At 52.3% G+C, this 25,698-nt stretch carries 22 protein-coding genes; 21 read left to right on the top strand and 1 reads right to left on the bottom strand.

All coding sequences use genetic code 11. The annotated features are described in order from the left end of the window. From BMX45_RS19080 to BMX45_RS19065, 4 genes are all read left to right on the top strand, one after another. Positions 1-264 (top strand): IS3 family transposase (locus tag BMX45_RS19080; protein WP_139212466.1); only part of this gene is annotated, 264 nt, incomplete at its 5' end. 276 nt (positions 265-540) lie between these two features. Continuing rightward, a complete protein-coding gene (locus tag BMX45_RS19075; protein WP_090911044.1) occupies positions 541-2,115 on the top strand; it encodes a cobyric acid synthase in 1,575 nt (524 codons plus the stop codon). Between the two features lie 205 nt (positions 2,116-2,320). After that, positions 2,321-3,193, top strand: a complete 873-nt coding sequence (locus BMX45_RS19070; protein WP_090911033.1) for a hypothetical protein — start codon at positions 2,321-2,323, stop codon at positions 3,191-3,193. A 23-nt stretch (positions 3,194-3,216) separates the two neighbouring features. Then, positions 3,217-3,456 carry a glutaredoxin family protein gene (locus tag BMX45_RS19065; RefSeq protein ID WP_036665795.1) on the top strand — a complete coding sequence of 80 codons (240 nt, stop codon included), beginning with the start codon at positions 3,217-3,219 and terminating at the stop codon, positions 3,454-3,456. Between the two features lie 166 nt (positions 3,457-3,622). On the opposite strand, the gene BMX45_RS19060 is transcribed toward BMX45_RS19065, so the two are convergent. Continuing rightward, positions 3,623-4,561 (bottom strand): NAD(P)-dependent oxidoreductase, encoded by a 939-nt coding sequence (locus BMX45_RS19060; protein ID WP_090911032.1) that lies wholly within the window; start codon positions 4,559-4,561, stop codon positions 3,623-3,625. Between the two features lie 331 nt (positions 4,562-4,892). Between BMX45_RS19060 and BMX45_RS19055 the strand changes: the two genes are divergently transcribed. The 17 genes from BMX45_RS19055 (at position 4,893) to BMX45_RS18970 (ending at position 25,691) form a co-directional block, all read left to right on the top strand. Further along, positions 4,893-5,108 (top strand): hypothetical protein, encoded by a 216-nt coding sequence (locus BMX45_RS19055; protein WP_090911031.1) that lies wholly within the window; start codon positions 4,893-4,895, stop codon positions 5,106-5,108. A 24-nt stretch (positions 5,109-5,132) separates the two neighbouring features. Continuing rightward, a complete protein-coding gene (locus BMX45_RS19050) occupies positions 5,133-5,807 on the top strand; it encodes a hypothetical protein (protein ID WP_009592614.1) in 675 nt (224 codons plus the stop codon). Beyond that, on the top strand, positions 5,804-7,003 hold the full coding sequence (locus BMX45_RS19045) for a glutathionylspermidine synthase family protein (RefSeq protein ID WP_090911030.1): 1,200 nt from the start codon (positions 5,804-5,806) through the stop codon (positions 7,001-7,003). The genes BMX45_RS19050 and BMX45_RS19045 overlap by 4 nt, the downstream gene beginning before the upstream one ends. Next, positions 7,004-7,678, top strand: a complete 675-nt coding sequence (locus BMX45_RS19040) for a hypothetical protein (protein ID WP_090911029.1) — start codon at positions 7,004-7,006, stop codon at positions 7,676-7,678. Next, positions 7,675-8,067, top strand: a complete 393-nt coding sequence (locus BMX45_RS19035; protein ID WP_090911028.1) for a DUF350 domain-containing protein — start codon at positions 7,675-7,677, stop codon at positions 8,065-8,067. Before BMX45_RS19040 ends, BMX45_RS19035 begins: the two co-directional genes overlap by 4 nt. Positions 8,068-8,101: 34 nt before the next feature. Continuing rightward, positions 8,102-9,124 carry a potassium channel family protein gene (locus BMX45_RS19030; RefSeq protein ID WP_090911027.1) on the top strand — a complete coding sequence of 341 codons (1,023 nt, stop codon included), beginning with the start codon at positions 8,102-8,104 and terminating at the stop codon, positions 9,122-9,124. Positions 9,125-9,573: 449 nt separating this feature from the next. Then, entirely contained in the window at positions 9,574-9,792 is a 219-nt protein-coding gene (locus BMX45_RS31045; protein ID WP_254778133.1) for an HPP family protein, read from the top strand. Positions 9,793-10,563: 771 nt separating this feature from the next. After that, positions 10,564-12,822, top strand: a complete 2,259-nt coding sequence (locus tag BMX45_RS19015) for a hypothetical protein (RefSeq protein ID WP_090911026.1) — start codon at positions 10,564-10,566, stop codon at positions 12,820-12,822. Between the two features lie 18 nt (positions 12,823-12,840). Next, complete coding sequence (locus tag BMX45_RS19010) at positions 12,841-14,034, top strand: HEAT repeat domain-containing protein (protein ID WP_090911025.1); 1,194 nt, start codon at positions 12,841-12,843, stop codon at positions 14,032-14,034. A gap of 22 nt (positions 14,035-14,056) precedes the next feature. Beyond that, positions 14,057-15,445 (top strand): glycosyltransferase family 2 protein, encoded by a 1,389-nt coding sequence (locus BMX45_RS19005; protein WP_175495142.1) that lies wholly within the window; start codon positions 14,057-14,059, stop codon positions 15,443-15,445. A gap of 58 nt (positions 15,446-15,503) precedes the next feature. Then, positions 15,504-16,310 carry a response regulator transcription factor gene (locus BMX45_RS19000; protein WP_090911024.1) on the top strand — a complete coding sequence of 269 codons (807 nt, stop codon included), beginning with the start codon at positions 15,504-15,506 and terminating at the stop codon, positions 16,308-16,310. A gap of 175 nt (positions 16,311-16,485) precedes the next feature. Next, a complete protein-coding gene (locus BMX45_RS18995; protein ID WP_015734405.1) occupies positions 16,486-17,847 on the top strand; it encodes a nucleotide sugar dehydrogenase in 1,362 nt (453 codons plus the stop codon). Further along, positions 17,847-18,773, top strand: a complete 927-nt coding sequence (locus tag BMX45_RS18990) for a hypothetical protein (protein WP_090911023.1) — start codon at positions 17,847-17,849, stop codon at positions 18,771-18,773. The genes BMX45_RS18995 and BMX45_RS18990 overlap by 1 nt, the downstream gene beginning before the upstream one ends. Before the next feature lie 421 nt (positions 18,774-19,194). Continuing rightward, on the top strand, positions 19,195-20,682 hold the full coding sequence (locus BMX45_RS18985; RefSeq protein ID WP_090911022.1) for a polysaccharide deacetylase family protein: 1,488 nt from the start codon (positions 19,195-19,197) through the stop codon (positions 20,680-20,682). 1 nt (position 20,683) lies between these two features. Beyond that, positions 20,684-21,997, top strand: a complete 1,314-nt coding sequence (locus BMX45_RS18980; protein WP_090911021.1) for a nucleotide sugar dehydrogenase — start codon at positions 20,684-20,686, stop codon at positions 21,995-21,997. Positions 21,998-22,017: 20 nt separating this feature from the next. Next, entirely contained in the window at positions 22,018-23,889 is a 1,872-nt protein-coding gene (locus BMX45_RS18975) for a glycosyltransferase (protein WP_090911020.1), read from the top strand. Between the two features lie 44 nt (positions 23,890-23,933). Further along, a complete protein-coding gene (locus tag BMX45_RS18970) occupies positions 23,934-25,691 on the top strand; it encodes a polysaccharide deacetylase family protein (protein ID WP_090911019.1) in 1,758 nt (585 codons plus the stop codon). Positions 25,692-25,698 lie beyond the last annotated feature (7 nt).

Genomic DNA, 25,698 nt, shown 5'->3' with positions numbered 1-25,698 from the left:
ATGAAGCCGTATCAGCATGCGCTTAAGTCGAGAGGCATTCTCCAAAGCATGTCACGAAAAGGGAATTGTTACGACAATGCCGTCATAGAGAATTTCTTCGGTATCCTCAAGACGGAGTTTCTGTACTACAAAGAGTTTGAAAGTGTGGAGCATTTTAAGAAAGAACTGAAAAAATACATTGAATACTATAATACCAAACGGTTAAAGGCAAAATTAAAAATGAGTCCGGTACAGTACCGAACTCATTTTGAGAAAGCTGCCTAATGAAATAACCGTGTCTAACTTTTGGGGGTCTCTTCACTACCGGATCGGCTTGTTTGTTATGCAACTATTCAATATACAGCTAACATGTTCAGGCTGATCAAGTTTCAAGGGGGTTTATGATTTCATGAGATAGAACTCCTTCATCAAACGGTTTGCTATAATGATGTGAGTAAACGGCTTAAGTAAGGGAAAAGGGTGAAGAAGATGAATGAAACGGAAGCGGAATACATAAGGGATACACCCGCGAAGATCGAGAAAGGACAAGGAGCGGTGCTCATGCTGCAGGGCACGGCTTCGGATGTAGGCAAGAGCATCGTAACGACCGCGCTGTGCCGTATTTTTCTGCAGGATGGCTATCGCACGGCTCCATACAAATCGCAAAATATGGCGCTTAACTCCTTCGTGACGCTCGATGGCAAGGAGATCGGCAGAGCGCAGGGCGTGCAGGCCGAAGCCTGCGGCATAGTCGCAACAACGGACATGAATCCGATCCTGATCAAGCCGATTCAAGATATGCATTCCCAAATCGTGATCCACGGCGTGCCCGAAATGCAGATGAGCGCGATGGATTACCGGACGCAGTTTCTGCCGAAGGCCAAGGGGATCGTCTTGGATGCGCTGGACCGGCTCCGGGAGAAGTACGATATCGTGGTCATGGAAGGCGCGGGAAGCCCGGCAGAGATCAATCTCAAGGATCGGGATATCGTGAACATGAATTTGGCAGGATGGGCGGATTCTCCGGTCATTCTGGTTGCGGATATCGACCGCGGTGGCGTGTTCGCCTCGATTGTAGGAACGCTCGAACTCCTGGAGCCCCATGAGGCGGCCAGGGTCAGAGGGTTTATCATCAACAAATTCCGCGGGGATTTGGCGCTGTTGAAGCCGGGACTGGACTGGCTTGAAGAACGGACAGGCATACCGGTGCTTGGCGTCCTTCCTTACATTCAGGACATGCGAATCGAGGCCGAGGATTCCGTAGTTCTGGATGAGCTTCAATATCAAAGACAGGAAAAACGCGACCTTGATATTGTTGTTATCCGGTATCCGCGCATTTCGAATTTTACGGATTTTGATGCGCTTCGCTGGGAGCGGGATGTCGTCGTTCGCTTCGTCCAATCGGTGGATGAGCTCGGCACGCCGGACGTCATCTTTTTGCCCGGAACGAAGGATACGATCAGCGATTTGGGGTTCATCCGGGATCGGGGCCTGGCGGAGGCGATTTTAAGGTTGACGCAGACGCATGATGTGCAGCTGGTTGGCATCTGCGGAGGATATCAAATGCTGGGCGAGCGGTTATCGGATCCGCATGCGGTGGAAGGCAGCGCCCGGGAAGCGGCGGGACTTGGACTGCTGCCGATGCGGACGGTTTTTTCAAAACAAAAAAAGACCGTTCGCGTAAGAGGGGAATTGTCACAGGAACATCCTCTGCAGCTCGTTTTATCGCATACGAAGGCTATTTCGGCAATAGGGGCCTACGAAATCCATATGGGCGTCACCGAAAGGAGCACGGAGCCTGGCGGATCAGAACACCGAACGCTGTTTTCGATTGAAGCAGATTCGGCGGATTCTTTGGAAGCCGGAGAAAATATTCAAGCATATCCTGAAGGTTTAGCCACCGCCGATGGACGCATCTGGGGTTGTTATCTGCACGGCTTGTTTGACAACGATGCCTTTCGCAGGTCCTGGCTGAACGGCATTCGGATGAATAAGGGGCTGGATGCCATGTGGGAAACGTTCCAAGCGGAAGAACGCAAACTCGCGGAATACGACCGCGTGGCGGACATCGTGCGGAATCATGTGGATATGGAGAAGATTTATGAAATCATCGGCAGTACACACCGAAAGCCATAAGGAATAGATCCTTTAGTTTGGGCGATAGTGAAGAATAGGAGGATAACACCATGCGGGCGGCATGGTGTTGTTTGCGTGGAGAGCGGGAATGGATCAGGTGCTATAATAGAAAAAGTTGATTAATTATAGGATAGGGGGGTATACTAATTACAGAAGCGGATGATAAGTCATCTTACAGCATATCCAATGAATGGAGTGATAGCGCATGTTGAAAAAGAAGGGTGCTGTGCTAACCTTAACGAGCATACTTGCAATTGGATTAATGACATCATGCGATAATGCGAAGCAGGCCACGGATACAGGCGGCCACGGCGGGAACCATAATCAGGAAGCCGTAAATCCGGAAGAGAACGGGCACAGTGGGCACGGAGGCGGGCATGAGACGGCCTCGAACAACTACCAGGCTGAATTTACATGGAATGAACCGGCAAGCGCAGGCACCCAATCAGAGTTAACGATTCAGATCATGGACAATAACGGTGGACCCGTCCAGGAATTTAATGTCAATCATGAGAAGCTGCTCCATCTGATCATCGTGAATCGCGATTTGTCATTTTTCAACCATATCCATCCCGATTACAAGGAGAACGGCGAGTTTACCGTGAACACCACGTTTCCCGCCGGCGGCGAATATAAATTGATTGCGGATTTCGTGCCGAAGGGCGCTGCAGGGAGCACGCTCAGCGAATGGGTTCGGGTGGAGGGAGAAGAAGGAGAGCCTTCGGCCATTGAGCCTGACTCAAGCCTGATCAAACAAGTCAGCGGCAAGGAAATCGAACTGAGCCTGAGCAATGCCTTATCGAATGAAGAGGCCGTGCTCACCTATCATATTCAGGATGCGCAGACGAAGCAGGGAATCAGCAATCTGGAGCCTTACCTAGGCGCGGTCGGTCATGTTGTCATTCTGTCCGCAGACGCCGAGAAGTACATCCATGTGCATCCTCTTGACGAATCGAGCACCGGTCCCAAAGCGGAGTTTGCGACTACCTTTCCGCATAGCGGCATCTACAAAATCTGGGGACAATTTCAGCATCAAGGTGAAGTGATGACCGTGCCTTTTGTTGTTGAAGTCAAATAATTTTCGTTTAAGGAGTGATCGACATGACAGAGCCATTGAAAATTTACACCATACCCACTTGCAGCGATTGCCATCATGCCAAGCGTTACTTCAAGGAGCAGCAGGTTCCATACACGGAATATGATTGCACGCAGAATCCGGAATATCCGGAAGAAGTGAGACGTCTGACGGGAAAACAGATCGTGCCTACGATCGTTATCGGCGACAACGTATTTATCGGATTTGCCGATAACTTTCAGGAAATCAGGGAATTGATTAAATAAGCAAGGTTCATGGATATAAAAAAATGAAGCATGGATCGGTCCTCGCCGGATGATCCATGCTTCTTTTGTATGGAGGATCAAGAATCGCTTCGCATGAGTTTCTTAAAGTTCGACGCAGGTCGTATGTCGCCGTCAGTCCCCGCCGATAATAGCATTCTTCTTCCTGTTAAGACGATGGACGCTTACGAATCAGCTCAATCACGCTGGCGAAGTCGTCCCCGCCATAACCTTCCTCTACCCGTCGTTTCATCAGTTCGAAGATCGGCGCGAATGTTTCAGCGCTAACGCCTTGTACTCTGCTGACCTCCCCGATGGTGTCATGAGCGGCTTGCATCGCCAGACTCGCATCCTTGGCGGAATAATCTCCGGTATCGATCTGCTTCGCCATTTCCGGCATGGTGGAGATCATGGCTTGCAGAAATGGAATCAGCAGCGTTGTCGTGAAATCCGCTGCCTTCGTGCCTTCGGAACCCGCAAGGGCCACGGCATGGATGAAGCCGCCAAACATGCCATACATGCCGCTTAGCAGTGCCAGGTCATTCAGCGGAGCGAGAGCAGGATCGGTCCCTAAATAGTGACTAGTACCTAAGCCTTCCAAGGCTTGTTCATATGTTTCGTAAGCTGTTTGTGAACCGCTGTAGAGTATGACGGCATGAGGCGTGGCGATCAGGGATGGCACGGCCATGATGCCGCCATCCAGATATTCGGCGCCATGGGTTCTCATCCAGGTCCCCATCGTGCGGGCCTCTTCGGGAGTGCCGGTTGTCAGATTTACGACAACCTTGCCGGAAAGCTTCTCCCTCATGGGTTCAAGAATATGGCGGGCGGCATCATAATCAAGTACGCATACAATCAAGAGGGGGCTGGCGGCTATCGCATCCGCGATGTCCGTAGTGCCAGAGGCACCCAAGCCTACAAGTTCAGCGGCTTTTTCAGGCGTGCGGTTCCAGACGGTGGTGACATATCCGTTGTTCACGAAGGTGCGGGCCAGTTTGGAGCCCATGGCGCCTAATCCGATCACGGTTACCGGACCAAGGATAGAGCCGTCCGCCTGCGCATCGTAAGGATGATTACCATTAGAAAATCTCTTTGGATTTGTATTCATCGATATAACCCCTTTCTGGGTTTGGGATGATACCCATCCTAAAGTATGACACTAGTGATAATGTCAAGAGAGACGATGATCATGAAAATGGATGCTACACCTTATAAAACGTAAATAATCAGGCATTGCGCGTCTAGAATGTTCGTTTTCAAGAGTTTTTTAATGGTAATTCGAAGGTGTAAATAATCAGTAGCGATGTTATTATATGGATTGTGTCTTTTTGCAGCTAATTTTTCGTCCAAGCGCCGATAGCCCATCATAGTTTTTTGAAACGATTCCCAATACAATGCGTAACAATACTCACTGCTTTAATATGGAAGGGGTTGTCATCATGGATTATGGAATGTACGTTATTTTGTTTGAAAAAAGACCGAACGGTGAGCTGGTGCAGATTGAAGAGCGGGCATGGACGATGAACATGGTCGCTGCGCTGGAGCACGTGAATTATATCGTCGCGGGCGGCAGGGAATATGAAACGATCGAAGGCAGATTAAACGTGGACACGGGCAAACTGGAGCTTCTGCTCGTTCCGATGCGGAACGATTAATTCTGTCCGAAAGGAGACATCATCTTGAGTAATGAAAAAGACAAAAAAGACCAGCCCGCTTCCAAATGGCTGACGCCGGAAGGCAAACCGATTCGAGTCTTGTCAAGCTCGCTCGGCATCGCCTTGTTGGCGAATGCGTTTCTGGTGTCGGGCGCGGCAGCGAAGGATCTCGCTTCGGAAGCGGTTACCTCATCCGAAGAGCCGCAGCTGGTATCCTGGTCGACGGAAGAAGTAAAGAAGTATTTTGACAAGAACGTGGACTGGAACATCCCGTTCCCTAGCGCAGAAGAATTCGAGGAAGAGCCGGCGGAAGGAGCATCCGCAGGATCAGGCGGGGGAACGACGGTAATCAATAACTATGGCGGCTACAATTCCGGTTTCGGCTGGGATGATCTGCTGCTCTACCACATGCTTTTCAACAACGGCTCCTATTATTCCTCCAGCGGATGGTACAACAATCATCGCGGATATTACGCGAATAACGGCAAGCCTTACAAACCCCGCACGTATTCGAGCGGTACGTTCCAGAACAAACCGGTGGTGAACTCCAATGTCCGTCCCAAGACCTCAACGTCCTCTTCGGGAACGATAACGCGCCGCTCCACATCGTCCAAGTCCGGCGGCATTGGCGGCAATTCCAGCGGCTTCAGCTCCTCGGGTTCGAAATCCAGCTCCAGATCCGGCGGTTTTGGCGGATGAGCCGCGAAAGCGTGTTTACCGTTTCGGGACAGCCTGACCCCAATCGGGATGAGCGGGTATCGAAGCTCGCCGAGCTTGGCTTTACCTGGGCGAATCTGGAAGGGGAAGCCTACTGGATAGACCAAATCGTCACCTTACGTCAAGAGACCTATCGCGAGCTGGAAGAAGCCGCTGCGGTACTGTGGGCGACGCTGGACAAAACCGTGCGTTACGTTCATCGCAACCATCATATTTACAGCTTGATCGGCATTCCGCCGATTCTGTGGCAGATGCTGGACGAATGTCCGCTGCCGGAGGAAGGGTTGATCAGCCGGTATGCCAGATTTGACTTTGCAATTGCCCATGACGGCAGCATCAAGCTGCTGGAGCTGAATGCGGACACACCCACAGGGTATGTTGAGGCTTCCATTGCAACGCCGTGGATGTGCGCTCAGGCCGGCATCTATTCTCCCAATGAGCGGATGCAAGAGCTGGTGGCACAAGCGTGGGCGGCAGAGCGTCCGGATACGGCCGCATGCATTGCTTACGGCGAGCATCTAGAGGACTCCGGCACGATCGAAGCATTGGTCCGGCACAGCGGGCTGGATATCAAGCTGGTGGATTGCCTGGATCTATGGGTGGACGAAGGCATGCTGAAGGACGGCGAAGGCCGGGAGATTCACCGGATGTTTGCTCTGTATCCGAAGGAATGGATGTCCGTCGATGATGGCGGAGATGCGCTTGCCTATGCCATCGAAACGGGGCGACTCCAGCTGTTCAACTCGCCGCACAGTATTCTGCTGCAGTCCAAAGGCTTGCTGGCCGCCATGTGGGGCATGTATGAGCTGGGCCTATTGTTCGATGAGCAAGAACGTGAAGCGATCGTTAAATATATGCTGCCGACATACAACAAACCGGTATTCTCCGGCAATTTCGTATCGAAGTCGATGTTCGGCCGAGAGGGTGGTTCTGTCAAATTGTACGACCAGACAGGACAACTCGAGATAGAGGATCAGGACGGATATGATACTAGCGTCATGTTTCCGACGGTCTATCAGAGGAGGGCCGAGCTGGCTCGCGTCGAGACGGCGGAAGGGGAATTTCATTTGCTGACGGGGATGTTCGTCCTTAATGGTATCCCATGCGGTTTGCTGGGACGGGCGGGCGGTTTGATTACGGGCAATTCGAGCCATTTTATCGCAATGGGAGTGAAATAAATGCAGTTGAAACAAGAGAAAAGGCAGCAAAGCGGTGCTCCGAAGGGAAAGAGGAAACCTCCGGTCGTCCTGGCGGTGCTTATCTTATCCCTTATGGTTTTAGCGCTGAGTGCATGCTCCGGCGGCAGCTCCACCGTGTTCCATACCGGATCGGAGGAAGTATCTTCAACCTCTAGCCGCGTGCCTTGGGACTATCGCATCATTGAAGGGACCATCGGCGATTTGATTGGCGGCGACATGACCGTCCTGCCGGATAACGAGCTCCTGCCTAACGATGACAACTATGCTACAGGGGACAAAATTTGGACGCTGCAATTCATGGACGCCGAGCTGACCACGGATGCGAATCAGCGCAACGATATCCGGTTATCGTCCTGGCAGACCATTAAGTCGTTCAAGGATAAAAAGACGGCGGAATCCGATTTGGCCAACCTGAAAGTGACCGTCAAAACCGACGTGAAGCTGGTTGGGGTATATAAAACAACGTACAAAAAAGACACCAGGCATTTTGCCGTTGTTGAGCTGCCGACGGGCAACCGGATCAAGCAGCCGATCGACGAGAAGCGTTATGCCGCAATGGAGAAGAAGGATACGGTTGATGTTGTATTGGAGGAAGTGCATGATTTCGCCGATTACGACTTGGCCTATGCAAAATTTCGGGGGTGGGCGGATTGACGGTTGTCATTAATATTGTAATTAGTGTGATCTGCATTATCGTGCTTCAATTGCTGGGGATGCTGATTTTCAGCTGGATGACCCGGTTTAACGACATGGAAGAGCTGAAGAAGGGCAATGTCGCGGTTGGTCTGGCATTTGGCGGCAAGTTTATGGCAACGGCCATTATTTTGGGGATATCGGCATATACGAATTCATCGATATGGCATATGATGTTGTGGTTTGCCGTCGGGTATGTATGCTTGATCATTGCCTATTGGGTATTCGAGCTGGCGACGCCGGGTCTTCGAATTTCCGAGCAACTGCAAAAGGGCAACGTAGCGATCGGCATTCTGCTGGCCATGGTGTTCATCGGCACGGCCTTTGCGATCAGCAGCCTGATCATTTAGGCCGATTGGCACCAATGGTGAGAGGAGCAGGAGCATGCACTTTTTTCTGAGATTATCTTTGAAAATGATGCGTCTGCGTAAAACAACGATCAGCGTGATCGTGGTGCTGTTTGTGGTGCTGTGCTCGACCCTGGCATTCCTGCTGGAGCCGGAAACGTTTCACCATTGGTTTAACGCCCTTTACTGGGTGCTTACCACGATGGCAACCGTAGGTTATGGCGATTATTATGCAGCTACCGTGCCGGGTAAGATATTAACGATATTCATCTATATCTTTGGTATCGGGCTGCTCAGTTTGGTGATCGGTAAAGTGATCGAATCGTTTGGAAGCATGCAGCGGCAGAGAGGAGCGGGCAGGTTGAACTTTAAGGGCAGCGGCCATGTCATCATTATCAATTGGAGCAAAAAAGCGATGTCCGCGATTGATGAGATTCTGTCGTATTCGCCGCAGTCCGAGATCGTGGTCATCGACGAATCCAGCCGGCATCCCGTCGAGCATCTCGAACAGGTGCATTTTGTAAGCGGCGATCCTGCATCGGATGACGTGCTGATGAGAGCGAACATTCTGGAGGCCAAGTCGGCCATTGTCTTCGCGGACGCCCGGATCGACGAATCGGCACTGGTGGACGGCAAGTCGCTACTGATTGTTTCCAGCATCGAGCGGATAGCGCCGGACGTACATACCACGGTGGAAATCATGCAGGAGAAGCATGTGCAGAATTTCCGCCACAATCAAGTAAACGAGTTTGTTCTCTCGCATGATGCCGTTTCCCGATTGGCGGTGCGGGCAGCGCTGCAGGAAGGTAACTCGGATGTGCTGATGCAGCTGCTCAGCCGCCAGCACGGCGACGATATTTACGAGGTGGCATTAAACCCCGCGTGGAAGACCTATGGAGATGCATTTCAGGATCTGCTGCGGCAAGGAGCGACGCTGATCTCCGATCGCAGTGACCTCAGCATCAACCGCAAGCTCGATTTGCCGATTCCGCGGGATGCGAGGCTGTATGTGGTTACGGACGAAGCGACCATGAACCGGATTGCCGGTAAGCTTGCTTGAGGGGCTGCGACCATTTATTTTAAAGACCATGCTGTCTCACACGAACGAGTGAGGCAGCATTTTTATTGCGAAGCTGCCAATTTCGTTGTGACGTTGCGAAATCCTATGGGTTAATATGGCTGCTTGATCCAGATGGTCGGGGTAAATCGACTGCTTAACATGCTGGATTTTCCGGAAATGAGACTTGGGTCAGCGGTCGGATGACGAGGATAACGGCAGCTGACACCTCGTTTGAGGGCTGTCGGCAGCCAAAGTGTGGGACATCTGTCGCGAATGGATGGACATATTCGGAGTGCTCGATCCGTTGCAGCAGGTCTTCCCGATGATCCAGACCGGCCAGGCTCCTGAAGCAGCGTATAGGCAAGGGATGCGGCAAAAAACTCGCTCGCCGGGATATGAAGGGAACCTAGACTCCTCCGTCGTCCGCTCTGCGAGCTTATGCATCAACCATGGCGCGCCGATTGGGGGGAGCGGCGATCAGCCTGAAGGGAATGACCAAGACGACCCATCCTCCGGCCGACGCAGGCCCCTTGGTCGTTATTATGGCTGGCAGCGGCTGGTCATTCCTGTTCACGCCTGTGCTCGTCGGATCGGTCATGATCGTGGTGGTGGCTCTGCTTGTCAATAATGCGGTAAAGGAACGAGGATATCCGACTTTGTGGTGGTGAAGGCAGTTTTTTCTTTGATGAATAAACGGTAATCATGGCAAGTTTTTCAATTTCATATCGTCAACAACAGACCCGGACCGACAATGGACCGGGTCTGATTTATGTTGTCGCACTGCAGATTTGAACATTAACCAAACTAATTTATATAACGCAATGAGGGGAAGTTCAAACCGAAATCCCGAAAAATAGGCGATACTTACCACTTGATCCTGGTTATCAAATCTATAGAATATTACACAATCCCGGTACAGGACTCTATTCTCATTTTGGATAAAAGGTTAATATTGCCAAACCTTTACAGAATGCGGTTCTCAGCCGTTTTTTTATACGACTTTGGTATCAAATTTGTCATAACTATGGATAATGATGTAAAAATGACCGGAACTTTAGCAATTTTTTTGCGTTTAACATTACGATTCGCGAAAATTTTCTGAAAATATTCGTAAATCTCGCTGTATCTCACGGATGGGATGAAGTCGTTCGGTTCCAGCCTTGTCAGGGCAAACGCACGTTGGTTTCACACAACTAACATCAGGCTGTGAAGTTGTCAATGAACAGGCAGGAAGGAGCAGCGATTTGATTTATCGGGGGAAAATTATGGAAGAAGTTTGTTTTACTTCTTTTTGACTACTATCGAGATCGGAAAAGTTGGTAAAGAAGGAATATGGTATCGGGAGCGCATCGGCTATAGAATGACGAGTATGGCTCAGTCGTCATATGTCGGTGCAGCAACAAGCATGTCAAAGAAAGGGCAGGTGAGCAACGAAGACGATGAGCAGGCGAAAATGGTGGGTGGTCGCAGCATTTTGCACTATAGTGCTTCTCTGCGGTGCCGCTGTAATCTTAGGATATCTACGGCCGTCATTAAAAACGTATGCGGATGCGGACGGCGTGAAAATGAAATTCAAAACAGAGGGAACCTCCTTTCTGGTATATGAGGATGAAGAGGTCTGGAAAGAGGTTTTTGCCAAGGGCGTGAACCTGGGCGCAACCGTACCGGGGCATTTTCCCGGCGAGCTGCCAGCCACCGAGGAAGATTATCTGCGCTGGTTCAAACAGATCGATGATATGGGAGCAAACGTCATTAGGGTCTACACGGTGCATAATCCGGTCTTTTATTCCGCGCTGGTGAAATACAACCGGGATAAGGGCGATGATCCCCTGTACTTCATGCAGGGCATTTGGTCGCCGGAGGAGCAGCTAATCGAGCGTCGGGATGCTTATGACGAAGAAATCGTCCAAACGTTTAAAGCGGAGATCTCGAAGGCTGTCGCTGCAGTTTACGGGGATATCAACGTTGAGCCCAAGCATGGGCAGTCGAGCGGCAAGTATAAGGTCAATGCGGGCAAGTACCTCATGGCCTGGCATGTGGGTACGGAATGGGACCCAGCCATGGTTGATAACACCAACAAGGTACATAAGGATGTCCCTCAGTATAAAGGGTCCTATTTCTCGGGGACGAAGGACGCAAGTCCCTTCGAGAATTGGCTGGCATCTTTATTGGACTACACGGCTGCCGAGGAGCAGAAGTACGGGTGGCAGCATCCGATGACATTTACCAATTGGGTCACGACGGATGTGCTCGAGCATCCGGGGGAACCGCTGTTTGAAGAAGATCTGGTGTCCGTCGATGCAAGGCATGTCGAACCGGTGAACTGGGATGCGGGATATTTTGCGGCATACCATGTGTACCCGTACTATCCTGATTTTTTCCGGACGGACAAAACATTGCAGACCCTTCCCGACGGGGACGGGGGCTACAACACGTACAAAGCCTATTTGCGAAAATTGAAGGCAGCGTTCGAGGATATGCCGATCATGGTTACCGAGTACGGCGTGCCTTCCTCCATCGGTATTTCCCACCACGGTCCTGGAGGGAAGGACCAAGGGGGACATGACGAAGCGGAGCAAGGCCAAGTGAATGTCTCGCTGACCCAGGATATTTACGACGAAGGCTATTCCGGAGCGATTTTGTTCATGTGGCAGGACGAATGGTTCAAGAAAACATGGAATACGATGCCTTTTGAAATACCGGCAGACCGCCGGGCATTCTGGTTGAATGTGCTGACCAACGAAAAGATGTTCGGCGTTCTGGCGATGCAGCCGGGTAAAGCGGAACAAATTACGATCGACGGGGATTTGACCGACTGGGATAAGCTTCCTGAAGGGGAAGTCAAAACCTGGTCCGGTACGGCTCCGGGCGTAAAAAACATGAAATTGACGCATGACGAGGCTTATCTGTATATCGGCATGGAGCTGGACGAGGCATTCGATCCCGAACGTTCCAAACTCTTCATTGGAGCGGACACCATCCCTGGCGGCGATATACCGAAGAAAGAGCTGGCCGGACGAACGCTCACCGGCGGTGCTTTGGAAACGTTGATTCAGGTTGGTCAAGAGGACGAATCTCAGGTAACCATAGCGCCATCTTACGATTTCCACAGCCGGTTGTACGGCAAGGAAGGCTATTGGATGCTGCCGGGAGAGGAAGCCAAGGGAACGAAGGACGATCCCGTCGTACCGGGCGGCTCGTTCCATTCCTGGAAGCTGGCCATCAGCCTGCTGATGAATCCGCCGGACACCCGATTCTCCCATCCGTTCGTGGATGAGACGGTGGGCACGCTGAAACGGGGAACCAGCGATCCGGAATCTCCGGATTTCAACTCCCTTACGGCATGGCAGTATCAAGACCGCTTCGTCGAGATGAGGATTCCGTGGATGCTGCTAGGATTCGGAGATCCGAGCTCGCTGCAGGTGCTGGACTACAGTCCGCTTCAAGACAAACGCACGTTCAGCACGACCACGGCGGATGGTATTCGGCTGGTTCCATGGATTACTGAAAGAACCGAGAATACCGGCAAACCAGCTTCAGGATCGGAGCAGTCCATTAATCTGTCGGACATCGAGCCTTATACATGGGAGCTGTGGGAAGCAACCCAATACAGCGAACGCTTGAAGCAAAGCTATTACGATATGCAGGAAATATTCACGCGTCTCCCTGAAACGGGGCGGCAGCCAGATGCTAAATAAAAGGAGGAGCCATCGGAGATGTTTTCAAATTTAGAAATGGCATACGTCTTTGTCTATGTATGCCTCGGCCTGATTGCAGCCGGCATTATCCTGTTGTTCCAAATGAAGATCAAGCATAATGCCATACAAAGAGAAACGGAACGATTTACGGAAAAACACCATGATTACTTTGTGTATGTGCAGAGTCATCTGCATGATGATACGACGCTGGAGCTGCCGCCAGGCAAATTGACGTCGGCCGAACGCCGGGTCATTCAAGCCAAGTTTATGGAGTGGATCGAGCAATTCAAAGGCGACGCCAGAGAGAAGCTCCTGCGTTTGTGCCGGGACGCCGGGTTTGTGGAACAGGAAATTCGGGCATTATCCAGCATGAGGAAAGACCGCCGTATTGAAGCGGTCTACCGCCTCGGCGGGATGCGGGCGGAAGAGGCCGTTCCCCAGCTTCAGCAGTTGATGAACCAGACGAGATACGGTCCGATGACCATCATCATTGCGCGGGCAATTGCCAAAAGCGCGGTTTCGTCCCAGCAGATTCGGGAAATGTTGTCCAAGCTGCTGTCTTACGATAAAGCCATTCACCATATGGCTGCCGATATTTTGCTGGAGACCCGGCTGGATTCGGCCAGCCTCATGCGCAAGCTTCTGGACGATCCCGATCCCGGACTGGTCAAGGTTTCGCTTGTTGCCATGTGGGGACAGGCCATTCCGGCCGTCGTGCCGGCACTCGACCGATTGGTCGGATCCGAGGAGAAGGACGTGCGTGCCGAGGCCGTCAAGCTGTATCTTGGCTCGAACCCGGCCCTGAAGGATGACACCATTGCGGCGCTCATGAATGATCATGAGTGGGAAGTGCGGGCGGCAGCGGCGAAAGCGCTCGGTCGGCTTCATGCCGCAGGCAGCATTCCGCTCCTGGCTTCGGCCCTGAAGGACGAGAATTGGCATGTGCGGAACAACAGCGCGGAGAGTCTGGCCATGTTGGGAGAACAAGGCTTCGAGACCTTGTGCCAAGCCGCGCTTACAGGTGAAGGTCCAGCCAGGGAAACGGCGCTGTACCGGATCGAACGGATCATGTCCAACGAAGGCGAATACGAGCAAGTCGAGCAAATGGTGGCATTTAATAAAAGAAAACTGGTGTACGATCGTTATTTCGGCGTTCAAACGAACAAACGGATCGGCACGGTTGCAGGAGTAGGGGGAGATTACACTGCTTAGAGATATCCTGCTCACTTACGGGATGGTGGCGATTTATTACGTCATGATCGTTAGCGCGCTTTATTTTGTAATCCTGATGTTTTCTTTCAGAAATATTAAGGATATTTTCAGACGCGCGACGTATTCCAAATACAATACGCTTTCGGGCTCGGAACTGGTACCATCGGTATCCTTGCTGGTCCCGGCCTATAACGAAGAGCTGACGATCGCAGAGAATGTCCGCTGCCTCATGACGCTAAACTATCCAACCTACGAGGTCATCGTCATCAATGACGGATCCTCCGACGAAACGTTGAAGGTGCTGATTGAGGAGTATGGTTTGACACTGCTGCCCAATCCGGAGATCCGCGGCAACATCAGCACGAACAAGGTGCGGGGCATTTATTATAATCCGCAGTACCCGCAGCTGTACCTCATTGACAAGGAGAACGGCGGTAAGGCGGATTCCTTGAACGCGGGCATCAACTTGTCCCGTTATCCGCTGATTTCTTCCATCGATGCGGATTCATTGCTGGAGAAGGATGCGCTGATCCGGATGGCCCGGATGTACATGGAGAATCCCGAGGAGACGGTGGCGATCGGCGGCGACGTCCGGATTGCCAATGGCTGCGTCATCGAGAACGGTGAGGTTAAGGACGTATCCTTGCCGCGCCGGATGTGGCCGATGTTCCAATCGATTGAATATATGAAAGCTTTTCTAGGGGGCCGAATCGGGTGGAGCCATTTCAACGGGCTCATCATCGTCTCCGGGGCCTTCGGCTTGTTCCGGAAAGACTATGTCATTGCGGTTGGCGGTTATCGCGGCGGTTACCCCGGCGAAGATATGAACATCATTATCAAGCTGCACCGCTATATGCTGGAAAATAAAATCAAATACCGCGTTTCCTTTTGTCCGGAAGCGGTGTGCTGGACGCAAGCGCCGGACAGCTACAACATTTTGTCCAATCAGCGCAAGCGCTGGGGACGCGGAAACTTGAAGAACATGATCGAGAACCGGGATATGGTGTTCAATCCGAAATATAAAGTCATGGGCTTGTTGACCATGCCCTACAACGTTATTTTCGAAGCGCTAAACCCTTACTTCAGAATTACGGGCCTTCTGGCTCTGCTTGGATATGTTTTGCTGGATATGACAAATTGGCATGTGCTGGTCGTGTTCGGGCTTGTCAATTTCTTAAGCGGGTACCTGCTCAGCGTGGGGGCCCTTATCCTGGAGGAGATCGCCTTCCGCCGGTATACCAAATTGTCCGATCTGGTGAAAATGCTCCTCTTCTCGGCGCTCAAGTTTGTGGGTTACCATCAGCTGGGCGTGCTGTGGAGAGTACAGGGACATATTCAATATTTGCAAAACAACAATTCATGGGGCACCATGACCCGGCAGAGCTGGAAAGATAAGAACGAAGCGGCTTGACTTCAAGGCCCGGTTCAAATGCAGCATCAAAATATAAAGAGAGGTGGGACTTACAGTTATGTCTCAATCGGCAACATTGCAACGCGTGCAGGCCGTTGATTTTTACGGCCGCGTGGAGGAGGAAGTGAGAGAACATCCCAATGGAACAGCCTTGCTGTTTCTGTACTGTGCTGGCAATCCGTCCGGGACGGAGGCTGAGCTGGCGGAGGTTCAAAGCTTTGTGAACCAGCTGACCGGCGTAAACGGCGAGGTTCTGCACGACGCCAATACCGGCGTATCGGCGGTTACCCTGCCTGGCTACACGCTGGATGCCGCCCATTATCAGGCACTGCTCCTGAAGCAGCATCTGCAGGGCCGTTTCGAGCAAGCCGACCCGCGTATTACGCTTGCAGCGCTTACGGAAGCGCCGCCTCGGCAGACGTTGAAGCAGATGTCGGAAACCGCCAGGCTCAGCACCTCTTCGGATATTCATATATTTACGCAGGAGGAAGCGGACAGCGGCCAAAACCGCATTCTCATTGTGGACCAAGATGCCACGGTGAGGGAATTTTTACAAATTCGCTTGGCCATGCAGGGCTACGAAACGCTGGAAGCGGTGGATGGTTTGGAGGCACTGGAGCTCATCCCGAAATGGGAGCCGGATCTTGTCCTGACCGAGCTGAATCTGCATGGCATCGACGGCCTGCCGTTCATTCATCATATCCAGCAGCTGGACGTGAAGGAGCCGCCGAAAATTGTCGTGTTAACCGAGAAGCGGGTAGAGCAAACCATCAGCCAATGTTTCCAAAACGGGGTCGATGACTACGTAACCAAACCGTTCTCGCCGGTGGAGCTGGATGCCCGCATCCGCCGCTGCCTTCATTAAACACATGGTTATTAAAGCTTTTAGTTAGATGAGAATTGAAGATTGATACGTGATTAGTTGAGCTGAAGAGGTTCTTTAATCGCAAGGAAAGAGTTCAACAAACAAGTCTGTCTTTTGGCCGACGAACAAAAGAAATAGACGAATAGACTATACATCCGATGGAGGTTGAATACTTGTGAATGAGGAATATGAAACTTTATTGAGTGCCATTGAAAATAAGAAAGCTGTACTGGGTGTTGTGGGACTAGGTTATGTAGGCTTGCCGCTGGCTGTGGAAATGGTGAAACAAGGATTTACGGTCATCGGCATCGACCTGGATTCCGACAAAATCGACCGCATTTACCGCGGCGAGTCCTATATTACGGACATCTCGTCCGAAGAGCTTGCGGCATGCATGGAGACCGGACGCTTTAAGCCGACAACGGATTACAGCATGATCGCCGTCATTGACGCGGTCAGCATCTGCGTGCCGACGCCGCTCAGTGAGAACCAAGACCCGGATACTTCCTACATTACAATGGTAGTCGATCAGCTCAAACGCTTCATGAAGCCTAATCTGTTAATTACGCTGGAGAGCACGACGTATCCGGGAACCACGGAGGAACTGATTCAACAACCGATCGAGAAGCTCGGTTACAAGGTCGGCCAGAACTTCTATCTGTGCTTCTCGCCGGAGCGCGTCGATCCGTCCAACAGCCGCTTTAATACACGGAACACGCCGAAGGTGATCGGCGGGACGACGGATGCCTGCCTGAAGCTGGGCGAAGCGCTGTACAAGCAGTACGTGGAGACGGTTGTACCCGTCAGCAATCCGAAAGTTGCGGAAATGTCCAAGCTGCTGGAGAACACGTTCCGCAGCGTGAATATCGCCTTTGTCAACGAGATGGCCATGATGTGCGACCGTATGGGCATCGATGTATGGGAAGTGATCAATGCGGCGGCCACCAAGCCGTTCGGCTTCATGCCGTTCTATCCGGGGCCAGGCATCGGCGGCCACTGCATTCCGCTGGATCCTATGTACTTATCGTGGAAGGCCAAGGGCTTCCGCTTTTACAGCAAATTCATTGAGCTGGCACAATCCACCAATGACAATATGCCTTATTACGTGATCAACAAAACGGCAACGATTCTGAATGAATATGCCAAATCGATCAAGCGCTCCAATATCCTGTTGTTAGGCATGGCCTACAAACCGGACATCAGCGATTTGCGCGAATCCCCGGGCCTTGAAGTTTACGAACAGTTCAAGGAGAACGGGGCTTATGTCGATTACTACGATCCGTATGCCAACAGTTTCGTGGATAAGCAAGGCGAGACGATTCGCAGCGTGGAGTATGATCTCGCGAAATTCAGCCGGTACGATTGCATCGTCCTCATTACGAACCACAGCAATCTGGATTATCATTCGATCGCTTCCGCCGGCGTGCCGATCTTGGACACGCGGAATGCATTTAAAGCGTATGCCGAGCCTCATATATACAAGATCGGCCACTCCGTTCAGCATGTGCCTGAGCCGGGCGAGGCTGTCTTGATCTGATGAAATGGACGAGAAGACTGAGGCATATCAATGCAAAAGCGAAGTGGATCATCCTGGCTGCCGGCATCTGTCTTTTGCTGCTGATCCTTTTTCTTCTTCCGTCAGGCAAGGTGAATCAAAATAAGGCTACCTGGCTGTGGGATGCAAGTCTGATCCGAAGCGAAACCGAGGAGATTGTAGCCTTTAGCGGCAGGGAAGGCATTACAACGATCTTTTTGCAAATTCAACAAGAGGTTACGGACGAGGAGTACCGCCATTTCGTGGCTGCAGCACATCGGCAGGGCATCAGCGTCCATGCTTTGAACGGCCACCCTGACTGGGCTTATGAGGAAGGCCGGCAAAAAGGGATGGACCTGCTGGCCTGGCTGGAAGAGTACAACCAGGCTTCCGCACCCGAGGAGAAATTCGAGGGCGTGCAGTTCGATGTGGAGCCTTACGTGCTGCGCAGGTGGGATCGTGAACAGGAACAGGTGGTGGAAGAATGGAGCGCCAACACGGAAGTCTGGGTCCGGGAGGCCAAGCGTCAGGGTCTCCCGTTCAGTGCCGCGGTTCCGTTCTGGCTTGATTCGATACCTGGACCGAGCCGAGCGGATACCGATTCGTTCAGCCGCTGGATGATCCAAAATACGGATGCGATTGCCGTTATGGCATACCGCGACAGTGGGGAGCAGATGTATGAATTATCCAAGGAGGAGCTGGAGCAGGCTGACGAACTCGGCAAATCCGTGTGGATCGGCATGGAGCTCGGGGATACGGAAGAAGGCGAGCATTTGACCTTTTATTCCAAAAGCGAGCAGGAGATGGAGGACGAAGCCCTGCGCGCCGCCAAGCTTGGCAGCGACCATTCCTCCTTTGCGGGATTGGCCGTCCATCATTATCAGGCCTGGGTCCACAAACGAACCGCGATGGGCGGGGAAGAGCGGTGATATTGCCATGATGGCCTGCCGCCTCTGCTCCGTATTACAAGGAAACAACTTCATATCATTCACTCATTCAACGTACCTCCGAAGGTCTCCAAGAGACTTCGGGGGTATTTTTTTTTGTCCAAGGAAGGGAAGAGAAATCGGGTCTGCCCGGTATTGTCTAGAAATTGTAGAGAACCGAATTCTATAATGAAAATCATTGAGCGGCAGGCAGAGGAACATGCTTTGAAACAAAGGGCAAATCTTTACATAATATGGACGACAATCCCTAAGCTCTTATATCATTGATTTTTGAAGCAAGGTGGAATTTATGAATTTTTTCAAAAAAGCATAGCAATTACGTCAGGTTGGTGTTAAATTCTAATGGTTTGTTCAGGAGGGGCTCCAGAATAAGCCCTGTTTGAAATGTTAAAGGAGTATTCAAATGAAGAGAGTTTCTAGTAGTAACCGAGTGTTTAGCATAATTACCCGAATGACCGCTTTGCTGGCGATCCTGGCGTTTATGGGAGGCTGCGGTTTTTTTGGCGGTAAAGCTGCCTCCAGCGATGAAGCGGGAGGTCCGATAGCGCCTGCTCAAAAGGTGGAGCGGTATACCGGGGAGAAGAGCAGGGAAATTCCGTACGTGTATACGGCCAGGAAGGAATTGGCGCTGACCTTTAACGGCATGGGCGATAAAGCCACCATGACGGCACTGATCGATGAACTGGAAACGTACGGAATCAAGGCGACCTTCTTTCTTCCGGGCATCCGAGTGGCGGAGGAGCCGGACATTGCGGGCGCGATCTTGGCCGGAGGCCATGAAATCGAGAATAATACGCTCAATCAGCTGGATATGAACAAGCTGAATTACGATCAGATCTATAAGGAGATCAAGCTGGCCAACGACGTTATTGAACGGGAGACTGGCGCCCAGCCCCGCTATGTCCGGACGCGTTCGGGCGATTACCCGGAAGATGTGCCGCTGGCGGCAGCGCATCTTGGAATGAAGGCGGTTGTCAGCTATAACATCAATCCGAAGGACCGCGATATGCAGAGTGCCGACGCCATTGGAGAATACGTGGCGAGGTTCGTCTCCAGAGGGGGCATCATCTCCATGAATACCGACGTCAATCCGGAAGTGGTCTCTTCCATAAAATACATTGCCAAGGCCGTGGACGATATCGGATATCGCCTGGTTACGCTGGATGAGCTGGTGCAGAACGGAGGCGAGCGAAAGCCGCTCGAGCAAATTCCGGGATATGATGCAGCCCGCATTAATCCGGATTATCAACGGGCGAAGTATGAGCTGGTTTATCAAGTCGATACCGACAAAAAAGAAGTCGCCCTGACGTTTGACGATTTTGGAAGCGACAAAACGGTGACCCGTATACTCGATATTTTGGCCGAGCATGATGTCAAAGCGACCTTCTTCCTGCGGGCCAAAGGCGTGGAAAGCAATCCGAATTTGGCGCGGGCGATGGTGGAAGGCGGGCATGACGTGGCCAACCATTCCTACAGCCATCCCGTCGTTACATCGCTGACGCCCGAAGAGCTTCAGCAGGATGTCGTCAAGGCGCATCAGGTCATTACCGAAGCCATCCAGCAGCAGCCTGTCATGTTGTTTCGTCCGCCGACTGGCGTGGTCGACGATAAACGGGCCAAATCGTTGGCGGCAGTCGGTTACCCGGTGATTGCCATGTACGACGTGACGACGCTGGATTGGGATATTTCCAATAGTGCCGACGATATTGTGAACGGGGTTATGACTAAGACGCAGCCAGGAAGCGTCATCTTGCTGCATATGCTGGATGACATTCACACCATTGAGGCGCTGCCCCGCGTGCTGGAAGGCCTCAAGGATAAAGGATACACGTTTGTAAAAATGGCGGACATGATGCAGTTGCAGGACCAGGCCGCAATGGAGATGGAGTAGAATGGAATTATATGAAAAAATGCTGGACCGCGTGGATAAATTAGCGGTCGTCGGACTGGGTTATGTCGGACTGCCGCTGGCGGTCGCGTTCTCGAAAAGGCTGGATGTCATCGGCTTTGATCTGAGCGAGGCGAAGGTGTCTCAGTATCGCAGCGGATTCGATGCTACCGGTGAGATCGGAGATGCCTTGCTTGCGGGCTGTTCCGCCGATTTCACCTCGGATCCGGACAAGCTGAAGGAGGCTCGCTGCTTTATCGTGGCCGTTCCGACACCCGTAAAAAGCGGCAATGTGCCGGACCTGAAATTCGTGCGGAATGCCAGCCGTTTGGTCGGTCGCGCCTTGAAACGGGGAGCGGTGGTTGTCTATGAGTCAACGGTCTACCCGGGCGTTACGGAGGAAGTCTGCATTCCGATTCTCGAAGAGGAGTCGGGCCTGCGCCTGGGCGAGGATTTCAAGGTGGGGTATTCCCCGGAACGGATTAACCCCGGAGACCAGGTCCACCGGCTGGAGACCATCGTGAAAATCGTGTCCGGCAATGATCCGGAGGCGCTGGAGACGGTTGCCAGACTGTATGAGCTGATTATCGAGGCAGGCGTTCACCGGGCGGAAACCATCCGGGTGGCGGAAGCGGCAAAGGTTATCGAGAATGCGCAGCGCGACATCAACATTGCCTTTATGAATGAGCTTTCGATGCTGTTCAACCAGATGGACATCGATACGAATGCCGTGCTGCGCGCAGCGGAAACGAAATGGAATTTCCTCCCGTTCCGCCCTGGCCTCGTCGGCGGGCATTGCATCGGAATCGACCCGTATTATCTGACGTATAAGGCTGAGGATACGGGGTATCATTCCAAGATTATTTTGGCAGGACGGCATATCAATGACGGCATGGGAAAATACGTCGCCCAGCACGTCATTAAACTTGCGATTCGCCAAGGGATAGATCTGATGAAGGCGAAGGTGGCCGTCATGGGCCTTTCGTTCAAAGAGGATTGCCGGGATATCCGCAATTCCAAGGTCATCGATATTATTCGGGAGCTGCAGGATTACGGGATCCGGCCGATGGTGGCGGACCCGCACGTAGACCCGAAGCAGGCTTATGAGGAATACGGCATCGAACTGTCGGACATGAGCGAGCTGAGCGGAATCCAGATTGCGGTTGTGGCGGTCGCTCACCGGGAGTTCAAGCAGCTCGGGATTGCGGCATTCAAGGACATGTTCAGTTCTGAACAGGCGAAGCTTCTGATCGACGTGAAGGGAGCTTATCCAAAAACCGAATGCGAAGCCCATGGCTTTCATTATTGGAGTTTGTAAGATAACGATGGGAGAAGGCAATGAGGATTATAAAAAGAAAGCAACCGAAGAGCACCAAGGAAGTGCTAACGCTTCCGCGCACGGACAGGCGGACTCTTTCCTATGTACCCGATCCGGAGCAGATCCGGATGAACGCGGACCGAAGAGGCAACCGGGCGCAGAAGCCCGGAGAGGATATGTCCAGCTCTGAGTATGTCAACAAGCTGCGGATGCTCAGCCTGCGTTACGAGGCGGATTTTGAAGTTTTGCTGGTCCCGGACGGGAAAAAGAAAAAAGCCGGGATCCAGGGCGTGGCTGCCGATATTTCGGCCACGGGCCTTCTGCTCAGGCTGCCGGATGCCTCTTCAAGCCTCGAAGTCGGCGACAAAGTGAAAGCGCGATTCCGCATCCCGCCGGGGGCTATGCCCGAGGGCTTCGAATCGGCCGTCAGGATCGATGCAGCCGTTGTCCGCAGGGCCTTGAATTCGACGGAAGCCGGCGAAGAGCATCTGCTTGCCTTGGAGTTCGAGAAACCGCTCACGGATTATTTTCAGCGCAAACGGTGGGGGTATTCCGTATATTCCGCCAGCGCACTGCTGCTCGTGGCGGTGCTCTTCATCATGCTGATGCGGGCGGAGAGCATCATTTATTTCAAATACAACATGGTGCTGTATTTATACAGTCTGATCGCGGCCCTGTTTCTGCTGACGCGCTACCTGTTCGGAGCGTTGTACCGCGATGTGCCGATCAATCCGGATTATACGCCGGGAGTTTCCATTATCATACCCTGCTTCAATGAAGCGGAATGGATCAAGCGTACGATACTCAGCTGCATGAATCAGGACTATCCCGTAGACAAGCTGGAGGTCATTGTGGTGGATGACCGTTCGACGGACCAGTCGGTACAGCAGATCCAAGACATGATCGAGTTGATTCATTCCGAGGCGGGGCGTTACGCTACCCGGGAGCGCCTGTCCTATATGGTGCTGCCCGAGAATGCGGGCAAACGGGCCGCTCTGGTCAAAGGCGTCGAGATGGCCAAGCATGATCTGGTGGTCTTCGTGGATTCGGACAGCTTCCTGGATCCGACGGCGATTCGTCACCTGGTCCAGCCCTTTCAGGATCCTAAAATGGGCGGCGTTGCCGGACGGACGGACGTTGAGAACAAATACACCAACAACATGACGAAGCTGCAGACCGTCCGTTATTATATCGCCTTTCGGATCATGAAAGCGGCAGAGTCCTGGTTTGACAGCGTGACCTGCCTGTCGGGTCCGTTATCCTGCTACCGGAAAGAGCTGATCGTGCAGCATGCGGACGCTTGGTTGAACCAGAAGTTTCTGGGCAGGCCCGCCACCTTCGGAGACGACCGGAGCATGACGAACTTTATTTTGAAAACGCATCGTACCGCTTACCAAGATTCTGCCATTTGCTCGACGATCGTGCCTTCGCAGATGAAGGTGTTTCTGAAGCAGCAGATGCGGTGGAAGCGCTCCTGGCTGCGCGAATCGCTGCGGGCCGGAAGTTTCATATGGCGCAAAGAGCCGTTTATGGCGTTGTTTTTTTACATAGGCCTGATCGTGCCGATTGCCGCGCCTGTCGTGGTTGCCTACAACCTCATGTACGTGCCGATCGTTCACGGTATTTTCCCGGGGACCTTCCTGATGGGATTGCTGCTGATGGCGCTGCTGATGAGCTTGGCCCACCTGCTGTTCCGGAAGAGCAGACTTTGGGTGTTCGGCTTCGTATTTTGCCTCTTTTATGAATTCGTCCTGTTATGGCAGATGCCGGTGGCTTGGTTTACCTTCTGGAAATCGACGTGGGGGACCCGGGAAACGCCGCAGGATATCGAAGCCAGGGAGAAGAAGGAAGCCCGCAAGCGCAAAGGCAAAAAATTCGGATTACCGTTCTGATCGTGTCAAAGCGGTTGAAGTGAGGATTGAAGTGAGGATGACATATGGCTAAAAAACAAAAAACAGCCCTCAATGTTCGGCAAAAAAATCGCAGGAAAATCATCAAAGTAACGGCACAGGTCATTGTATTGGCCGTTGCAGCCTTCCTGCTGGCCAATGCGATTTTCGATTTTCGAACATATAAGGAGCCGGACAGATCCGCCTGGCGTCAGGATCAGGGCTTTATTGCCCTGTCCTATTTCGGAGTCGGCCGCACCGGGACATCCAAGCTCGTATCCAAGACCCAGCTGGATGCCCAGCTGAAGGCCTTGTACGAACAGGGCTATACGACGGTTTCGCAGCAGGATATCATCGATTATTACAGCCATGGCAAGAAGCTGCCCGACAAGGCGCTGTACCTGTCCTTTGAAGACGGGCGGAATGATTCCGCGCTGTTCGCGCAGCCGCTGCTTGAAAAATATAATTATAAGGCTACCTTTCTGTCCTATGCCAACAAAATGGGCAACAGCGAACGGAAATTTCTGCAGCCGAAGGACATGCTGAAGATGACCCGCACCGGTTATTGGGAACTTGGGACTAACGGCAACCGGCTGACCTATATCAATATTTTCGATAATGAAGGCCGTTATGTCGGCGTAAAAGACGAGCGTGAGCTGACGGTCAAATCCAACGTGGAATATTACAACCACTATTTGATGGATTTCATCCGCGACGAGAACATGATTCCGCTCGAGAACCGCGCGGAAATGGAAGAACGGATCCGGGCCGACTATGCGGCAATGGACAAGGTTTACACGGAATCGCTGGGTTACGTTCCGGTCACGTATATGATCATGCACGCCAATGCGCTCGGCGGAGGAATGAATCAGCTTGTGGCGAATGCCAATACGGATCAGATTCAGAAGCTGTTCGGGATGAATTTCAACCGGGAAGGCGTTGCCTTTAATTCGAAGGATAGCGATCTGTATAATCTGACCCGGGTCCAGCCTGCGCCGTATTGGTCTACCAATCACCTGTTAATGAAGCTGCGCAAGGACCAGGGGCAGCCTATGCAGTTTGTACGGGGCGACACGGAGCAGGCTGACAAGTGGGAGCTGCTTGGCGGAGCGGCAGAATTTAGGGATAACCGGATGGTGGTCACATCGCCCGCGTCCCAGGCAGGAAGCTTGTATTTGAAGAGCAGCGAGGAGCAAGACGTCACCGTCTCGGCCAGAGCGCTCGGCAATGTGGTAGGACGGCAGTCGGTTTATGTCCGTTACGACCGAACGAAGGGTTCGTATCTCAGGCTTCTCCTGGAGAACAACCACGTGGTGGTCGAACAGAAGAAATCGGGCCAAGCTCCCGAGGAGCTGTTCACGTACGCCTTGCCGAAGGTGGCATGGGGCGAAGAGGATCTGCAATTCGATAAGGCTTCGGTCTATTCAAAGGAACAGACGCTGTCCGGAGACCGGGATGATGAGAATGAGTACCCTGTCAACATACTCGGAGATCGGTGGCTGGAGATTTCGGTGAAAGGCGATGCCCTGTCTGTGAGCGTTGATCGACAGTTGCTTCTGGACCGGCAGCCTGTGGATGCATCGATCGGCGCAGGAGGCGTGGCGCTTGAATCGGAGTATCATGAGCAGAACGAAAAGGATGATATTTACGACGCCGTCTTTGAAGATGTCACGATTGTGTCGGAGCCACCGGGTGGCGAACGTAAGCTGCTGTTCACGAACAAGCCGTCCGGACTTGCCGGTGTCCTGACCGGCATACAGCGAAGCATGAACCGCGCGGTCGACTGGGCTGTCGAGACTTTCTAAAAATTGG

It is taken from the genome of Paenibacillus sp. cl141a, from assembly GCF_900109305.1.
Taxonomy (GTDB): domain Bacteria; phylum Bacillota; class Bacilli; order Paenibacillales; family Paenibacillaceae; genus Paenibacillus_AQ; species Paenibacillus_AQ lautus_A.
The sequence above is the reverse complement of the archived record's forward strand: the minus strand, read 5'-3'. Positions and strand labels throughout refer to the sequence as shown.